Annotated in this window: 13 protein-coding genes; all 13 read right to left on the bottom strand. The window is 40.5% G+C overall.

The annotated features are described in order from the left end of the window. Window positions 1-1,065: a glycosyltransferase gene (locus J2W55_RS00225; protein WP_310090603.1), complete on the bottom strand. Its 1,065-nt coding sequence runs from the start codon at window positions 1,063-1,065 to the stop codon at window positions 1-3. 30 nt (window positions 1,066-1,095) lie between these two features. Next, a complete protein-coding gene (locus J2W55_RS00220; RefSeq protein ID WP_310090601.1) occupies window positions 1,096-2,334 on the bottom strand; it encodes an O-antigen ligase family protein in 1,239 nt (412 codons plus the stop codon). A gap of 18 nt (window positions 2,335-2,352) precedes the next feature. Continuing rightward, the gene (locus tag J2W55_RS00215; protein ID WP_310090600.1) at window positions 2,353-2,949 is read right to left on the bottom strand and encodes a sugar transferase; all 597 of its coding nucleotides are present in this window, start codon (window positions 2,947-2,949) and stop codon (window positions 2,353-2,355) included. A gap of 10 nt (window positions 2,950-2,959) precedes the next feature. Next, complete coding sequence (locus J2W55_RS00210) at window positions 2,960-4,234, bottom strand: DegT/DnrJ/EryC1/StrS family aminotransferase (RefSeq protein ID WP_310090598.1); 1,275 nt, start codon at window positions 4,232-4,234, stop codon at window positions 2,960-2,962. A 45-nt stretch (window positions 4,235-4,279) separates the two neighbouring features. Then, the gene (locus J2W55_RS00205) at window positions 4,280-5,047 is read right to left on the bottom strand and encodes a DUF2334 domain-containing protein (RefSeq protein WP_310090596.1); all 768 of its coding nucleotides are present in this window, start codon (window positions 5,045-5,047) and stop codon (window positions 4,280-4,282) included. A gap of 63 nt (window positions 5,048-5,110) precedes the next feature. After that, on the bottom strand, window positions 5,111-6,259 hold the full coding sequence (locus J2W55_RS00200; protein ID WP_310090593.1) for a glycosyltransferase: 1,149 nt from the start codon (window positions 6,257-6,259) through the stop codon (window positions 5,111-5,113). Between the two features lie 7 nt (window positions 6,260-6,266). After that, the gene (locus tag J2W55_RS00195; RefSeq protein WP_310090591.1) at window positions 6,267-7,124 is read right to left on the bottom strand and encodes a glycosyltransferase family 2 protein; all 858 of its coding nucleotides are present in this window, start codon (window positions 7,122-7,124) and stop codon (window positions 6,267-6,269) included. Continuing rightward, window positions 7,121-8,302 carry a DegT/DnrJ/EryC1/StrS family aminotransferase gene (locus J2W55_RS00190; protein ID WP_310090589.1) on the bottom strand — a complete coding sequence of 394 codons (1,182 nt, stop codon included), beginning with the start codon at window positions 8,300-8,302 and terminating at the stop codon, window positions 7,121-7,123. Before J2W55_RS00190 ends, J2W55_RS00195 begins: the two co-directional genes overlap by 4 nt. Further along, window positions 8,299-9,738, bottom strand: a complete 1,440-nt coding sequence (locus J2W55_RS00185) for a lipopolysaccharide biosynthesis protein (RefSeq protein ID WP_310090587.1) — start codon at window positions 9,736-9,738, stop codon at window positions 8,299-8,301. The genes J2W55_RS00190 and J2W55_RS00185 overlap by 4 nt, the downstream gene beginning before the upstream one ends. Window positions 9,739-9,748: 10 nt before the next feature. Further along, window positions 9,749-11,038, bottom strand: coding sequence for a nucleotide sugar dehydrogenase (locus tag J2W55_RS00180; protein WP_310090584.1), 1,290 nt, complete (start codon window positions 11,036-11,038; stop codon window positions 9,749-9,751). After that, window positions 11,025-11,561: a UpxY family transcription antiterminator gene (locus J2W55_RS00175; protein WP_310090582.1), complete on the bottom strand. Its 537-nt coding sequence runs from the start codon at window positions 11,559-11,561 to the stop codon at window positions 11,025-11,027. Before J2W55_RS00175 ends, J2W55_RS00180 begins: the two co-directional genes overlap by 14 nt. Window positions 11,562-11,904: 343 nt before the next feature. Next, on the bottom strand, window positions 11,905-14,217 hold the full coding sequence (locus J2W55_RS00170; RefSeq protein WP_310090580.1) for a GumC family protein: 2,313 nt from the start codon (window positions 14,215-14,217) through the stop codon (window positions 11,905-11,907). A gap of 36 nt (window positions 14,218-14,253) precedes the next feature. After that, a complete protein-coding gene (locus J2W55_RS00165; RefSeq protein WP_310090578.1) occupies window positions 14,254-14,916 on the bottom strand; it encodes a polysaccharide biosynthesis/export family protein in 663 nt (220 codons plus the stop codon). Window positions 14,917-15,245: the final 329 nt, after the last annotated feature.

Genomic DNA, 15,245 nt, shown 5'->3' with positions numbered 1-15,245 from the left:
TTAATATTCCAGTAAAAGATTTTCATAAGCCTGGCCAATTTTATCAAGAGCAAACCGTTCATATACGTCGGCTTTAATTTGCTCATGCGGCCATGTTTGCGAGCATGCTTTTATAATCAATTCCTTTAACTGTGCAGTATCATGCTGCTCAGCTACAAAACCATTAAATCCATTGCGTATCATTTGCCGTATACCGTCTACACGAAAGCTTACAACGGGTACGCCAACAGAAAGGGCTTCTAAAACCACATTGGGAAATCCTTCGGTAAAAGAGCTCAGTACCATAAGATCATGCTGTATGATGTATGACGATATGCCACTGATTTTACCCATAAAAGCAATTCTGTTATTTAGCTGCTTTAACGCTACATAGGCTTTAAGCTCGTCAAGTAAAGGGCCCTCGCCAACAATTGATAATGTATAGTTAGCGGGAAGTTCCTGCATAATATCTATCAGACGGAACAAGCCTTTTTCTTTTGCAAGCCTGACAACAACAATTAATTTTTTTTGGGCTGATGCAGGGGCATCTTCCTTTATAAGCGGCTGCCGTAAAACCGGGTTTGATATCACCTTGATCCTTTTGGTTTTTATTCCGTGCAGCCTGGCCATAGCCACCCGCATTTCACTGGTTTGGCAAACCACAAAATTGAACGGGGCAAAAAACAACCGGGTAAAGAAATTGTAGAATTTTGACTTGTTATCGCAAAACTCCTTCATTTGTTCCTGGTTGTTTGAAACCCTGGCTATAAGTACGGGCACTTTTAAAAACAGGCCCACCATACCGGTTAAAAGATTAATGTGATCATTGGTTGAAAAAACGGCATAAGGTTTCTCTTTCTTTAAAAGAGCGTACAGTTTAAAAAAGGATCTGGATGCTTTGATAGTTTTCAGATCTATAAAACGGATACCTTCAATGTCCATGGAAAAACACCTATCATTTGCATCCAGAAAAACGACAGCCACTGCATAATCGGGCTTATTAAAATATTGCGACAGTAGCCAGTAAACCCGCTCAGAACCGCCGGCCCCCAGTGACCCTACAATAAGAAATATCTTCTTTTTCATGATTAACACTTATTAATAACCTGTGTGGTCTTAGTGTAAAACAGCTTCCTCTTCAATAGGTACCTCATCAGCCACAGGCTGGGTTTCGTATATCCTGGCACCCTGCAGTATGGCAAAATAAAGGAACAATGTGGGGCCATCAGCGGCTACCAGCCAGGCATTATGTGATAGTGCATTTAGTGATACCGAGATAAATGAAAAGAATAAACACAGCATTAAAGCATTACTTTTTAGCCGTCCCTGTTTTATTGTTCTCCGGAACAGCCGCGTTATTTTGTAATAAATGCCTATGAGTAACCCTATGCCTAAAAAAGGCCCCAGATAGGTAATGAACATTAAATAAGCATTGTGGCTTGTGAGCCCGGGTTCAAATACAATATTTTTGTAAGTTACTTCGTCCCAGTTCTTGCCATAAAATATAAGGCCATATGGGTAGTCGGCATAAATTTTCAGGTTTTCGGCAGCCAGGTTTACACGGTTAAAATCATTAGCCTCTTTAGCCTGATCTTTAGCCAGGATATTATTTTTATCGTCGGCATTTTCCTTCAGTACAAAAGTGTAAATGGCAAAACCTATAAGCAAGGCGGCAGCTACTAAAAACACAGCCTTAAACCGGTAGTAAACAAACAGGAATATTACCGCCGCACCAACAAAACTAACAAAGGCCGAGCGGTTCATACCCAAATAAAGACAGGCCATGCAAACACAAAAAGCTATTACTTTAACAAAAACATTTTGCCTGAATGTATAGGTTAATACAAATACAAAGGCAGAGAACGCCGCGGTTTGATAACCAAATGTAAACTGGGTGAGCGACAGGCCCGCAGGGGTTTGTTTAACCGGTTCGCCCAGCATTAAAGCCCTTATGGGATCAATTGTTGATACAAAATAATGATCAAGAACCAGTATGATCATTGAAACCAGCAGCAGCGCAAATGATATAAAAACTGATGCGTTAAAACGAACAGGGTTTGACCCAACAAAATAGTTAAAGTAAAGCGCGCAGGTTAAAATGGTAATCAGGCTTGCAAAAAATGATACACTATCGCCAAGGCCTACAATATTGTACAGGAACAGGGCAACTGTAAACAAAATGCACTCTTTATAATAAGCAAAAGGCGGCAGCGGTTTTTTTATAAAAGGCAACATTAATATGCCTAAAATTATCGGGGCCGGTATCCTGATGATATCTGTCATAAAAATGCCAAAGACAAGTGAATACAGATAAGCTGTCATCAGGCCAAAAACGATACATTTTTTAAGGAACATATACTAAAGGTGATGAATCTATTTACTGATAATTCTTTTTAGGGTTTGGTATATGATAACCATGTCGACCCATAAATTCTGGTTATCAATATAATCCAGGTTGTATTGAATTTTAGATGGTATAATTTCAGTGATATATAACTTCTCGGGATCCTCGGCAACTGCAAGCAGTTCATTTTCATTAAAATACCGGATAGAGGCGCGGTCGGTTATACCTGGTTTAATGCTTAACACTCTTTGTTGTTGGGGGGTGTACAGATCTACATACTTCCGCACTTCGGGCCGGGGGCCAACAAAGCTCATATGCCCTAAAAAAATATTGAACAACTGCGGCAATTCATCAAGCTTGTATTTACGCAGCCAGTAGCCTACCGGGGTAATGCGGAAATCCCGGTTGCCAATTGTTAGCAATCCGCTGCGGTCGGCATTGGTGTACATGGTCCTGAATTTTATCAGGTTAAAATCAATGCAATTGCGGCCAACCCTGCGCTGAACGTAAAACGCCCCCCCGCGGGAGTCAATACATATCAATAGCGCTATTATTATAAATAATGGAAGCAGCAAAATAATGCCTGTTAAAGCCAGGCAAACGTCAAAAGCCCTTTTCAAAAACATATCTGTATTTTTAAAAATTTACGGCAGCAGGTTCATATTCTTTGCTTCCTGCATTCGGTGCCTGATTGCTTGCAAGCTCTTTTTCAACAGCGCCAATAACTGATGCAATAATGAACGCGATCTCCTGAGCGGTTAACTGCGGATAAATTGGCAGGGAGATCTCGCTGGCGTATTGTTTGTAAGCCACCGGGTAATCATCAATATGGTAGCCCAGGTTTTTAAATAAGGTTAGTAACGGCATTGGTATAAAATGCACATTTACAGCAATACCCATACTGGTTATATCGTCAATGATGCGGTCGCGCTGCTCTTCTGTAATATTTTTTATCCGGAGGGGAAACAGGTGATAGCTCGACTCACGTTTTTGATCTTTCAGCGGGGGAGCAATAAACCATTCTGCATCTTTAAACCCGTCACAATATTTTAACGCCACATCTTTCCGGCTGGGAAGCAGCTCGGTCTTGTATTTTTTTATCTGGGCAAGCCCGATGGCGGCACAAATATCAGGCATGTTAATTTTAAGGCCTTGAAAAAGGATGTCATATTTCCAGCCGCCGCCCAGTGATTTTGACAACGCGTCTTTTGTTTGCCCGTTAAGCGTATACATCCTAAGATATTTATACTCTGCCGCCGCATCAAAGTTATCAGGCAGGTTCAAACAAATACAACCCCCTTCTGCAGTGGTAACATTCTTTACCGCATGAAACGAAAAGATGGTTACATCGCTCTTTTTAGCAGCGGCAAAACCACCAAATGTGGCCCCTAATGAGTGCGCGGCATCGCTGATCAATAATATTCTGTTCAATAGCTGTTGCTTAACAGATGAGGCAACAAATAAACCGGCTATTTCAGGTTCGCTGATCATGGCGTTCAGTTCGTCATAATCACATGGCCAGCCGGCAATATCAACCGCCATGATGGCCTTTGTTCTGGGTGTTATGGCTTTGCGGATGGCCTGGGGCGATATACAAAAATCATCATCAATATCAACCATAACCGGTGTTGCCCCGCAATGCAAAACGCTCAATGCGGTAGCGCTGTAAGTATAAGCAGGAACTATTACCTCGTCGCCCTCTTTTACACCAAACCACTTCAGCATCAGTATGGCTCCCGAGGTCCATGAATTTACACAAACGGCTGCTTTTGATGTGGTTAACTTTACTATTTCCTGCTCTAATGCAGCCACTTTTGGTCCAGTGGTGATCCACTTGGAACGAAGCGTATGTAAAACCTCATCAATAACGTCATCGTCAATAAAAGGTGGCGAAAATGGAATATTCATCATGATATTTATGAATTAGGCGAATAAAGCGGGTGAAACAGGGCTGGTTTATCTGACGAGTTTAAATGACCGGAAACGGTTCAAATAATCTTTTACGGTGGTTTTCAATAACCTTAAATAAACCTGGTAATACTCATCTATGTAGTCTTTAAAAGTATAGTCTTTAAAAGATAATGTTGAAAGCTGAACAAAATGCTGGTGATTTTCGGCAATAAATTTTTCAAGCCGTTCAAAGGCTTCATCGGTGCAGGTTTCAGGATGATAGTTAAATGTCCAGGTATCTTTGTTTTTTGCAACCGCCTCAGACAATTGTACAGGTATCCACCCAAAACCAAACCTGATATATGGCGACCGTAATAACCCGTCGCTGATGATCAGCACATCGGAGTGTTTATCCAATGCTTTTAGCGTGTTGCGATCAAACGTATGCGCCGGCGCAATAAAAAGCGGGGTTTTTACACCTTCGCGCTTAAATATGGCCACCGCTGCTTTTACTTTTTGTTCCTGGATATATAATGGCAAACCAGCAAATTCCGAACGGTTGTTTACTTTGAACAAACCCGAGTTATTGATCTGGTAACGATGCTCAAAGCCATGCATCCCAATAACATAATCCTTCTTTTGCAAGTGGCGAACCATAGGCCAATAATAAGGGTTAAACTCGCCGCAGGCATTTAGCTTAGGATCCTGGTTATCAGGTATTACTGCAATAATTGGTTTAATATCATAAAGATCAAACAGGTGGAAAAACCGTTCCCATTTTTTCAGGTTATTGGTTGGACAGAGGTCATCCAGGCGGATTAAATATTGTACCATAAAAATTTGTCAGGTTTATGATCAGGTCAGTAACCCTCTTTTAATTGGTTTTATTTGTTTGTATCAAACCTGCAGGTTTACAGCTTTGTTAACAGGGTTTAAAATCAGTTGCTCCCACTTACTAAATATTTGCGCTGCGCCATTGGTATAATTAATTTCACTGGCTTGCCTGCCCAAACTGGCCCTTAGCTCGGCATCATTTGTTAACCTGGTCATCGCATTTGCCAAATTGGTTGTTGCCGAAGTATCAACTAATAATCCGTTATGCTCATTTACAATTATTTCGGATGGGCCAAACTCGCAATCCATAGCTATACAGGGGCAACCAAAGCTCATGGCTTCAACCAGGGCGTTGGGATACCCTTCGTTCCTTGATGGCAGCACAAAAACATCTGCCTGGCTGTAATAATCCTGAAGGTTGGTTTTAGTACCAGGAATTAAAACCCTGTCGTTTAATCCAAGTTCATCTATCTGCCGGGTCAAATTGTCCCTTTCCTGCCCATCGCCTATAATAAGCAGATCTATATCATCGGCAAGGCCCACGTTATTAAAAGCCGTGATAAGCAAATCAAATCCTTTTACATATTCCAACCGGCCTACCCCCAGTATAAACCTGCGATGATGTACCTTTAGTGATGATACAGGTTTAAAAGACGGAACAGCATTGGTAATTTTATAGACATTGTTAAGTTTTTTAAATGCTTCGCCCTGGCGTAAACAATCTTCAACTCCCTTTGCACCAACCACAACCGCCATTGCTTTTTTATACAGTAAAGCAACCAGCTGCCTTACTATCGGGTTGAGCTTATAAATGCTGCGGTTGGGCGATGTGCGTTCAGAAACTATGTAAGGAGTCCCGGTTATATTGCAGGTGATCCCTGTCCATATGTTTGCTGATGTAATAAAAGACAAAGCGCAAACCGGTTTTTCTTTTAAAAGCAAACCCAATAGCTTAAAAAAGGTAAGTAATATATAATATACCCGGTGCACCACTGAATTCTCTTTACGATCAACCAGGTAAACCACCCCTACGCCATCATCTATCACATAACCGGGTTCAGCATAATTTAAAGCTATAATTACCGATGTATAGTTTAATTGGTTAAAATGATTTGCCAAAGCAATTAGCACCCTTTCGGCGCCGCCGCCTTTTAATGACGGGATAACAAAAAATAGTACCGGCTTTTGCTGTAAATCTGTTTGTGTTTTCATGATTGGCTCAGAGCAGGTATTTGATGGTGTTAAAAGCTTCACGTACCCGGTGGCGACTCAATTCAAACAAAAAGTAACGTTTGATATACAACAACAGCAGCACTTTCTTTTGCAATGCCGGATAGGTGAAATTTTTAATGATCAGGTTAAAATCGCTGATCATTTTTTCTTTACGCTTACGTACATCAATCATACTCCATATACCGCCCACATGATTACGGTAACAGCTCATTACTTCGGGCAGCACATAAATTTTTCGGCCGGTATAATGGGTGGCAAAAAGTTTAAATATCTTATCGCCGGCATTACAGCTAAAAAACCAGGGCTGGGTAAACAACTCGTGTATAGCCGGTATGTTTTGATAAAGCACGGTTGCTGTTTTTGTTTCTTCCTGTCTGCCGGCAAGCAAATCATGATAAGTATATACAAGAGGTACAGGCTTTGGATTAACATAAATGGTATTGCCGTTCTCATCGACCACATGTGTATAATGACAGCAAATTACATAGTCGGGGTTCTTCTCCAAAAAATCAACCTGTTTTTGTAATTTAAATGAGTCTGTCCAGTAATCATCTCCTTCACACAGGGCTATATATTTACCTGTACATTCTTTAATAGTGTCAATAAGGTTATAATGTGTACCCCGGTTTTTCTTTGAAGAAATGAGCTTTACCTGATCTGGATATTTTTTTTTGAATGATTCTAATATGGCCAGCGTCCCATCGGATGAGCAGTCATTACCTACAACAATCTCAAATTGAAAGTTTGTTTGCTGCATAAAAAAACTTTCCATAGCATGGGCAATAAACCGCTCATGATTATAAGTTAAGCAGCAAATACTGACCATCGGATTTTGATAGCTCATAGTGAACCGTTTACTTTTATGGTTGCTGTATTAATTTCAGACTCAATCTGATCGGCTATCAGGATTCCAAAATGTTTTGATTCCGACAGATTATTTTCATCAGTATTTTGCACCCTTAATAAAAGACGGCAAATCAAATCTACATCAGCAAGCGTCAGGGTATGATAAAGCGGCAGGCACATGATCCGGCTGGCAATAGAATCGCAAACCGGCATATCCACATTATTAACATAAGGCAAAGCCGATAGTGACGGGTAGAAATACCTGCGGCAATAAATTTGCGCAAGCTCCAGTTTCTCCTTACTCTCTTTCATTAATGCCTCGCTTTTAAAAAGAACAGGGAAATAGGCGTAATTATATTCTTCAATATCATGAAGTTTTTGAAACCGCACATTTAGCTTATTTAAGCGAAGCATATAGTGGGCCGACAAGAGTTTTCTTTTTTTCAGGATCTCATCAATATGAGGCAAATTGCATAAACCCATGGCTGCATGAAACTCGCAATTCTTGGCGTTGATGCCCTGTTCAGAAAAAGTATCCACGCCTGAATATCCGAAATTGCGCATAAGCGCCATTTTCTTCAGTAAATCGGGCTGCCTGGTAAATACGGCACCGCCTTCAATGGTATGAAACAGTTTTGTTGAATGAAAACTGGTGGTACTTATATCGCCATATTCAAACACCGACCTGTTTTTATACCTGGTTCCAAAACAATGGGCCCCGTCATAAATTACTTTAAGCCCGTGCTTGTCGGCAATTTGCTGTATGGCGTCAATATCGCATGGAGTACCATAAACATGTGTAGCCAGTATGGCCGAAGTTTGCGGAGTAATGGCTGCCTCAATTTTAGCAGGGTCAATATTAAATGTTTCGGCATCAATATCAACAAATACAGGTTTGCAACTTTGCCATACAATGGTGCTGGTTGTTGCCACAAACGAAAAAGGTGTGGTAATTATCTCGCCGGTTAACTCAAGGGCTTTAATAGCCAGCTGCAATGCCACCGTACCGTTTGATACGTACAATAAATGATCAAGCCCTAAATATTCCTTTAGCTTTAGTTCAAGCGTATTTACAAGAGGGCCATTGTTGGTGAGCCATTGCCGCTCCCAAATGCTTTTCACATAACTTTTAAATTCTTTCTCGGCGGGTAAAAAAGGTTTAGTTACTGGTATCATTTTCTTAGGATTAATTGTTTAAAATCATTTATAGCTGTAAGCTTAATAAGCAGGCTAAACGCATAATAAAGCAGGGCATAACATATCCCAATGATGGCAATCCTGATCAGGTCGGGTATAAATAACTGGGCGAGCAGCATATCAAGAAAATAACAGGCCACTCCAATACTGCCTGCCAGGATCAGGATAGGCAGGATATCTTCAACCTGCTCCTTTACAGGATATGCAATCAGTTTACCACTGTATATAGAGTTGATATAATAGGCTACAAAATTGAAGAACAACTGAAAGTAAAGCAGGCCATAGATCCCAAAAGAGATGAACGATAGAATACCGATAAGGCTAAGTACTTTTTTTACAACTTCCAGCTTCAGGAACAAAGCGCTTTTACCCAGTACCTTTAAAATATTAAGGTTGTAAGCGTGCAGCGGGTACATAATGCCGCAGATACATAAAATTTTAAAATATGGTACAGCCGGCATCCACTTATCAGTGAGTAAAAAGCGGAACAAAGGCTCGGCAATAACACATAAAAAGATCAGGATCGGCGCATTCCAGAACAGCACCTGCTGCATCAATTTTTTATATACATTTTTCAGCTGCACCACATCGTGGGATATTTCGGCAAACATGGGATAGGTTACCTTGTTAACCGCCGCAGATATATTACCAATTGGCAACTGGCTGATGGTATCGGCCCGGGAATAAAACCCAAGCTGCACGGCCGAAAAATACTTCCCGATTATGATCAGGTATATGTTTTGGTAAATGGTATCCAGTATTCCCGATAGGGTCATTTTGGAGCCAAAACTGAAATGCTTTTTAAAACATTCCTTGTCAAACGTTAATGACGGCCGCCATGACGAATAGATCCAGTGCAGGGCTGTTGATAAAAACGAAGTACACATACCCATCCAAACCAGGCTCCAAACTCCATAGCCCATTTTTGCCATTACAATACCCAGTATGCCGCCGCCAATAGCTGCCGGTATTTGGATGTTGGTTTGTTTTTTAAATTTCATTTCCTTAACCAGCAATGTGCTCTGCACGCCGAAAAAGGCATTAATGACCAGGATAAAACTGTACACCCGTACAACCGATTTTAAAAGCGGCTGATTATAAAATTCGGCAATAAGCGGTGCGCCTAAAAAAAGCAATGCATATACAACTGCGCTCCCTGCCAGGTTAAAATAAAATATCGTTGAGTAATCGCGATCGTCAGCATCGGTTGTTCTGATCAGGGATGCTGTGAGGCCACTGTCTAACAAGGAATTGCCTATTGCTATAAACAGTGCCAGCATTGCAATAAGCCCAAACTGAGCCGGTTCAAGCATTCTTGCCAAGACAATGGAAATGCAAAAGCTGACCAGCTTACCGCTTAATTGCTGCCATAACGACCACAATATACCAGAAACGGCCTTTTCTTTTAAACTCATGCTTTTAGGCTTAAAGGCGGGCGTTAACTAAGTTATCGGGCAAAAAAGCTTTTAAATCATACAGAACCGCGTTGGGCTTGCAAAGCGCTTTGAGGTCCATGTTTTTGAATTCTTCATGCGCTACGGCCAGCATAACGCCGTCATAGGTACGGCTTTTTGATTCGCCATTTTCGCAGATTACGCCGTAAGCGCGTTGAGCCTGCTCGGCATTGGCCCATGGATCATGTATGTGCACCTTAACCTTATATTCTTCTAACCGGCGTATAATATCAATTACACGGGTATTGCGCACATCCGGGCAATTTTCCTTGAAAGTAAATCCAAGTACAAGCACTTCGGCAGTTATGAGCGAGGTGCCCTTGCAGATCATCTTTTTTATAAACTGATCGGCCACATATGCACCCATTGAATCGTTTATGCGCCTACCGGCCAATATAATTTCAGGGTGATAACCGGCTTCCTGGGCTTTTTGCGCCAGGTAATAAGGATCAACGCCGATACAATGCCCGCCTACAAGCCCCGGACGGAAGTTCAGGAAGTTCCACTTGGTTCCTGCAGCTTCTAAAACCTTGTGCGTATCAATCCCCAGCTTATTAAATATCATTGCCAGTTCATTTACAAAAGCAATGTTGATATCGCGCTGGGCGTTTTCAATAACCTTTGCTGCTTCCGCAACTTTTATCGAGTCGGCTTTAAATGTGCCTGCCTTGATAACAGAACTGTAAAGGTCATCTACTATCTGCGCGGTTTTTTCATTTGAGCCCGAAGTGATCTTGCGTATATTGGCTACGGTATGAAGTTTATCGCCGGGGTTTATCCTTTCTGGCGAGTAGCCGGCAAAAAAGTCGACATTATAACGTAAACCCGAAGCCTTTTCAAGTACGGGCATACACTCATCTTCGGTAACCCCCGGATATACTGTTGATTCGTAAATAACAATGTCATCTTTCTTAAGCACTTTACCAATCAGTAAACTGGCATTAACCAGAGGGCTCAGATCGGGCCGGTTATTTTTATCAACCGGCGTAGGCACAGTTACAATGTAAATGGTGCAAGCCTTTAATAATTCAATTTCATTTGTTAAAAACAACCCCTTAGGAGTGGTACAAACCGGCGTAATTACAGCATTAAGCTCCTCCTCGGTAATTTCTTTGGTATGATCAATTCCGGCTTTAAGCTGATCAATCCGTTTGTGATTAATGTCATAACCAAACACTTTGTATTGCTTGGCAAATTCTACTGCTAAGGGAAGACCGACGTATCCGAGGCCAATGATTCCGATTTTATTATTTTGTAGCATTTTTATTGTTCTGATTTAAGTTGTTTATGGAGATGTGTTGAAATGGTACGCGGGTTACCAATGCGCAATGGATGTTATCAAAAATCATGAGTACATTTTTGCCTTGTATTTGAACAACCTGGCCGGGCTGGTTGGCAAAAGCCCCCTGTTTTACCAGCACACGGTCGCCCACTGATATGTTTTGCAGATTTATAACTTCTATGTCTTTATAAATTGTCAGGTTCTTTTTGATCTCCTCAATAACGTTATCACGTACAACGGCTGGCTTTTGCATGTAATAAACGTACCCCATCACCCCCATACAGTATAATACCAGCGACTCTTCACGTAGATTAACATGAACAAAAACATAAGAGTTAAATAATGGCAGGTCCACCTCTTTTTTGCGATCAGCCCATTGGCTTTGTACCTGCCTAACCGGGCAGTATGATTCGATGCCCTGTTGTTTTAACAATGTGTCCACCTTTTTTTCCCAGCGGGGCCTGGTATATACCACCAGCCACTTTTTTTCGTGTAAATTCATTGCAATTGCTTTGGGTTAGAGATTTTTTTGAAATGACTTCAGTTCGTAAAGGGTTATAGCTTCGCCATATCACTTACATGACAGTATTACTTAAAAAAAACAAACTATTTATTTAGGTTCGCCGGTTAGGGCCGGCTTATAATTAGTGCTTATTCTTTGTTACTTTTTGCAGCTGATGATCATTAAGTAATGTTGTACTCGCTTGATGCTGATCAGATGCTATTTAAAACTTTTTATGGTCCGGGATATAGCTTCGCCATACCACTTACATAGTTCTTCTTTTTAAAAAATATTAAATTTGAAATACACCCGGCAAAAGGCCGGTTTAAGTTATAATTGTATATTACCTGCTGCTTTTTTCAGCAGCATAACCGTAACCGCCGTAGGCATAAGCCGGACGGTTTTCTTTTTTTGCATCGTTAAAAACCACCATCAGGTTTTTAAACCTCTCATTATCATAAATATCCCGCAGGATGTCTAATTGCTGTGTATTGGTATAGTTATACCTAACCAGGTAAATGCTCATATCGGCATAATGCGACAAACTAAAAGCATCTGCAACCGAACCAACCGGAGAGGTATCAATAATTATATAATCAAACCTGCGCTTTAAGTATTCAAAAAGGACATCCATACGCTCATCCATCAGCAGCTCGGCCGGATCCTGCGGCAATGAACCGCAGCCAAGTACAAACAGGTTATCTGCATTGTCATAAGGCTGGATACAATCATATAATACCGAGGCATCGCCCTGTAAAAAATCGGTTATGCCCTTTTTCTGCGCGATACCTAACTTTTGAAGTAGGTCGGGTTTACGCAGATCAAATTCCAGTATCAGCACCTTTTTGTTAAGCATTGCCAGCGTTAAACCCAAATTGATGCTAAAAAATGTTTTTCCTTCGCCTTTCATACACGAGGTAACCAGCATAACTTTATTAGGCTGATCGGGACTTAACACGTTAATGTTGGTGCGTATATACCTAAACAACTCAGAAATAACAGAATTTCCCCCGCGTTGTATAGCTATCGGGCTTTTAACATCATTATGACTTAATTCTCCCAGTATTTTTACGCCTGGTATATAGCTTAAACTTGCAGCATCTTTTACTTTAACGTTAAGCAACTGCTTTATATAAATAAACAGCCCGGGTGCCAATAATCCCATGATGCCACCTAATAAGAACATTAAAGGCCTTTTAGGATACTCAGGTATAGGATTGTATGCGGGCTTATCAACAATTTGAGAAGTTGGGATAGTTGCAGACAGTGATAAGGCTGTTTCTTCGCGCTTTTGTAATAAATATTGGTACAAGGTTGTTTTAACACTTTGTTCCCGGCTGCGCTGCAAAAGGCCACGCTCAAGCGCGGGCACAGAACGTACCCTGGAATCATATTGAGCAGAGTTTTGTTTCAGATGCTTATGCTCTATAATAAAGCCTTGTTTAATGTTATTGAGGTTTTCCTTAATGTTAATACGCAGAGCTGATATCTGGTCGCTCAGGTTTTGAACAAGCGGGTTACTCAGGTTTGTACTATTGAGCATCCGGTTCCTTTCCAGTTGCAGATCATTAAAGCGATTTATTAATGTATTCAGCACCGGATCTTTTAAGCCCATGGTACTGGGCACCACGCTAAATTGGTTGTCTGAATTACTTAAATATTTTTCAATAGACCTAACAATACCCAACTGAACATCTGAGGTTTCAAGCAGTTGATTATACTCTGCCGATTTTGTTAAATTGATCTGGGCGCCGTTGCCCGCGTCAACCGCTCCGTTTTGTTGTTTATAAGCTTCTATCCCTAATTCGGCCGATGTAAGATCCTGCTCCATGGCTTTTAACCTTTTATCAATAAATAAAATGGTGTTAACAGCCATTATATTTTTCTTCTGAACATTTTCAATATTATAGGTATTGATAATATTGGTAAGGATATCAACCCCTCTGGCGGGCACAGGGTCTATCAAACTTAAAATTAGGGTATTGGACTCTTTAACTACCGGGTTTACATTCAGCCTGCCTGCGCTATAAGAAGCCGCCATCCCATACAGATCGTTAAATTTTATACCGGTTAACTGGGGCCCTTCAGAAAAAGCGGGGCCTTTGGTTACGGTAAAAACATAGTCGGCATGCTTTATTTCCTGTCCGTAGCGATATATCCAGCTTTTTAAATCATCATGCAGTATAAAAGTATTACCTGATAAGTTTTGGATCTGCAGGTTTTTCAGGTAAGCCGCCCTGCTGATCTTTTTTATTGAAACTTTAAAAGGTAGATCATCTGCATAAAGTTCACGGGTTTTAAAACCCTGCAGGTCATAATATGAAATTTCTTGTTTAAGGGTTTTTAATGCTTTGTAGATCAAATCTTTTGAACGCAAAATCTCCATCTCATTATCTACCGTCTTAGTTTCCTGGAACATATTAAGGTCGCTAAACGCGGTAGCTTTCAAAATACCGTCGCCCTTTTTATCATCAGGTATAAGCAGTGTGCTGCTTATTTTATATTGAGGTGTAGCATAATCAAGGTAAAGCCAAACAGCACCCACGCAAACAACAAATGTTATTAAAAACCAATACCAGTTTTTTATATATGGCATAAGCTTATCCTTAAAGTTATCAGGACGTGCAATAGGTTTTGAAATAATATTTACAGACATAGCATCAGTTTTTAACATTGTACAATCAGTTCTTATTTATCGTCTTAACAACACGGCTACTAAAACCGCCACCGCCGATATAGAAGCTGTTACAATAGGTATTATCCGTGTATTTGAACTGTACTCAATTGCCTTGGCGCGGTCAGGTTCTACATACACAATGTCATTTTGTTTAAGATTGAAGTATGGCGAGTTCATTGTTTCCTGATTATTCAGATTCAACCTTTTCATTGTTTTATGGCCATCTTCTGTACGTATAATCAATACATTTTCTCTTTTACCATAAACCGTCATATCTCCGGCCATTCCTAAGGCTTCAAGCAGGTTAACTTTTTCGTCAGTTATAGTGAATGTCGAAGGCCTATTGACTTCGCCTATAACTGTAATTTTGAAATTTACAATCTGTACCTCTACTTCAGGATTTTTAACATACTTGCTTAGTGCTGCGGCAACCCCTGTTTCAGCTTCTTCAATGCTCATTCCTTCAATTTTAAAATCACCAACAAGTGGCAGGTGTACGTTGCCGCTTTTGTTCACTTTATAACCTTTTAAAGTACCATCTGGTGAAGCACCTTTATTACTTGCAAACAATAAATTAGATTCGGGGCTCAGGCTATTCATGGTGATGCTAACAACATCATTTTGTTTGATACGAACCTCTGGATTTTGCACATCATTCGCTGTTGTAACATTTGCCATATTACTGAAATATACCAGGTCTCTTCTTGGAGCGCAGGCGCTTAGCGCCAGCAGTAACAAGACAGAACTTCGAGTTAGTATTTTTATAATCATGAGTGATAAGTATAAATGGTTTTGGATACTTCTTTTGTTTCTATAAATCAAATATATCTATTTGAAGTTCAATGATATACATATTTTCACAATTGAAATTAAATTGTAAATAAGCAGTGATTTTTTACAGATTATGTAAAGAAAAATCCGCTCCATTTTACACATCATGTGAAAAATATGTAAAAAAAACAGCCCGAAATGAGTAATTACCGAAGGCATTTTGCAAGCCTTAGAGC

The organism is Mucilaginibacter pocheonensis (genome assembly GCF_031456535.1).
Lineage (GTDB): Bacteria > Bacteroidota > Bacteroidia > Sphingobacteriales > Sphingobacteriaceae > Mucilaginibacter > Mucilaginibacter pocheonensis.
This window is presented reverse-complemented; position numbering and strand designations above follow the sequence as displayed.

Bases quoted from the DNA above. Each gene is read 5' to 3' on its own strand.
- J2W55_RS00225 (WP_310090603.1), bottom strand. From the start codon at position 1,065: ATGAAAAAGAAGATATTTCTTATTGTAGGGTCACTGGGGGCCGGCGGT.
- J2W55_RS00220 (WP_310090601.1), bottom strand. From the start codon at position 2,334: ATGTTCCTTAAAAAATGTATCGTTTTTGGCCTGATGACAGCTTATCTG.
- J2W55_RS00215 (WP_310090600.1), bottom strand. From the start codon at position 2,949: ATGTTTTTGAAAAGGGCTTTTGACGTTTGCCTGGCTTTAACAGGCATT.
- J2W55_RS00210 (WP_310090598.1), bottom strand. From the start codon at position 4,234: ATGATGAATATTCCATTTTCGCCACCTTTTATTGACGATGACGTTATT.
- J2W55_RS00205 (WP_310090596.1), bottom strand. From the start codon at position 5,047: ATGGTACAATATTTAATCCGCCTGGATGACCTCTGTCCAACCAATAAC.
- J2W55_RS00200 (WP_310090593.1), bottom strand. From the start codon at position 6,259: ATGAAAACACAAACAGATTTACAGCAAAAGCCGGTACTATTTTTTGTT.
- J2W55_RS00195 (WP_310090591.1), bottom strand. From the start codon at position 7,124: ATGAGCTATCAAAATCCGATGGTCAGTATTTGCTGCTTAACTTATAAT.
- J2W55_RS00190 (WP_310090589.1), bottom strand. From the start codon at position 8,302: ATGATACCAGTAACTAAACCTTTTTTACCCGCCGAGAAAGAATTTAAA.
- J2W55_RS00185 (WP_310090587.1), bottom strand. From the start codon at position 9,738: ATGAGTTTAAAAGAAAAGGCCGTTTCTGGTATATTGTGGTCGTTATGG.
- J2W55_RS00180 (WP_310090584.1), bottom strand. From the start codon at position 11,038: ATGCTACAAAATAATAAAATCGGAATCATTGGCCTCGGATACGTCGGT.
- J2W55_RS00175 (WP_310090582.1), bottom strand. From the start codon at position 11,561: ATGAATTTACACGAAAAAAAGTGGCTGGTGGTATATACCAGGCCCCGC.
- J2W55_RS00170 (WP_310090580.1), bottom strand. From the start codon at position 14,217: ATGTCTGTAAATATTATTTCAAAACCTATTGCACGTCCTGATAACTTT.
- J2W55_RS00165 (WP_310090578.1), bottom strand. From the start codon at position 14,916: ATGGCAAATGTTACAACAGCGAATGATGTGCAAAATCCAGAGGTTCGT.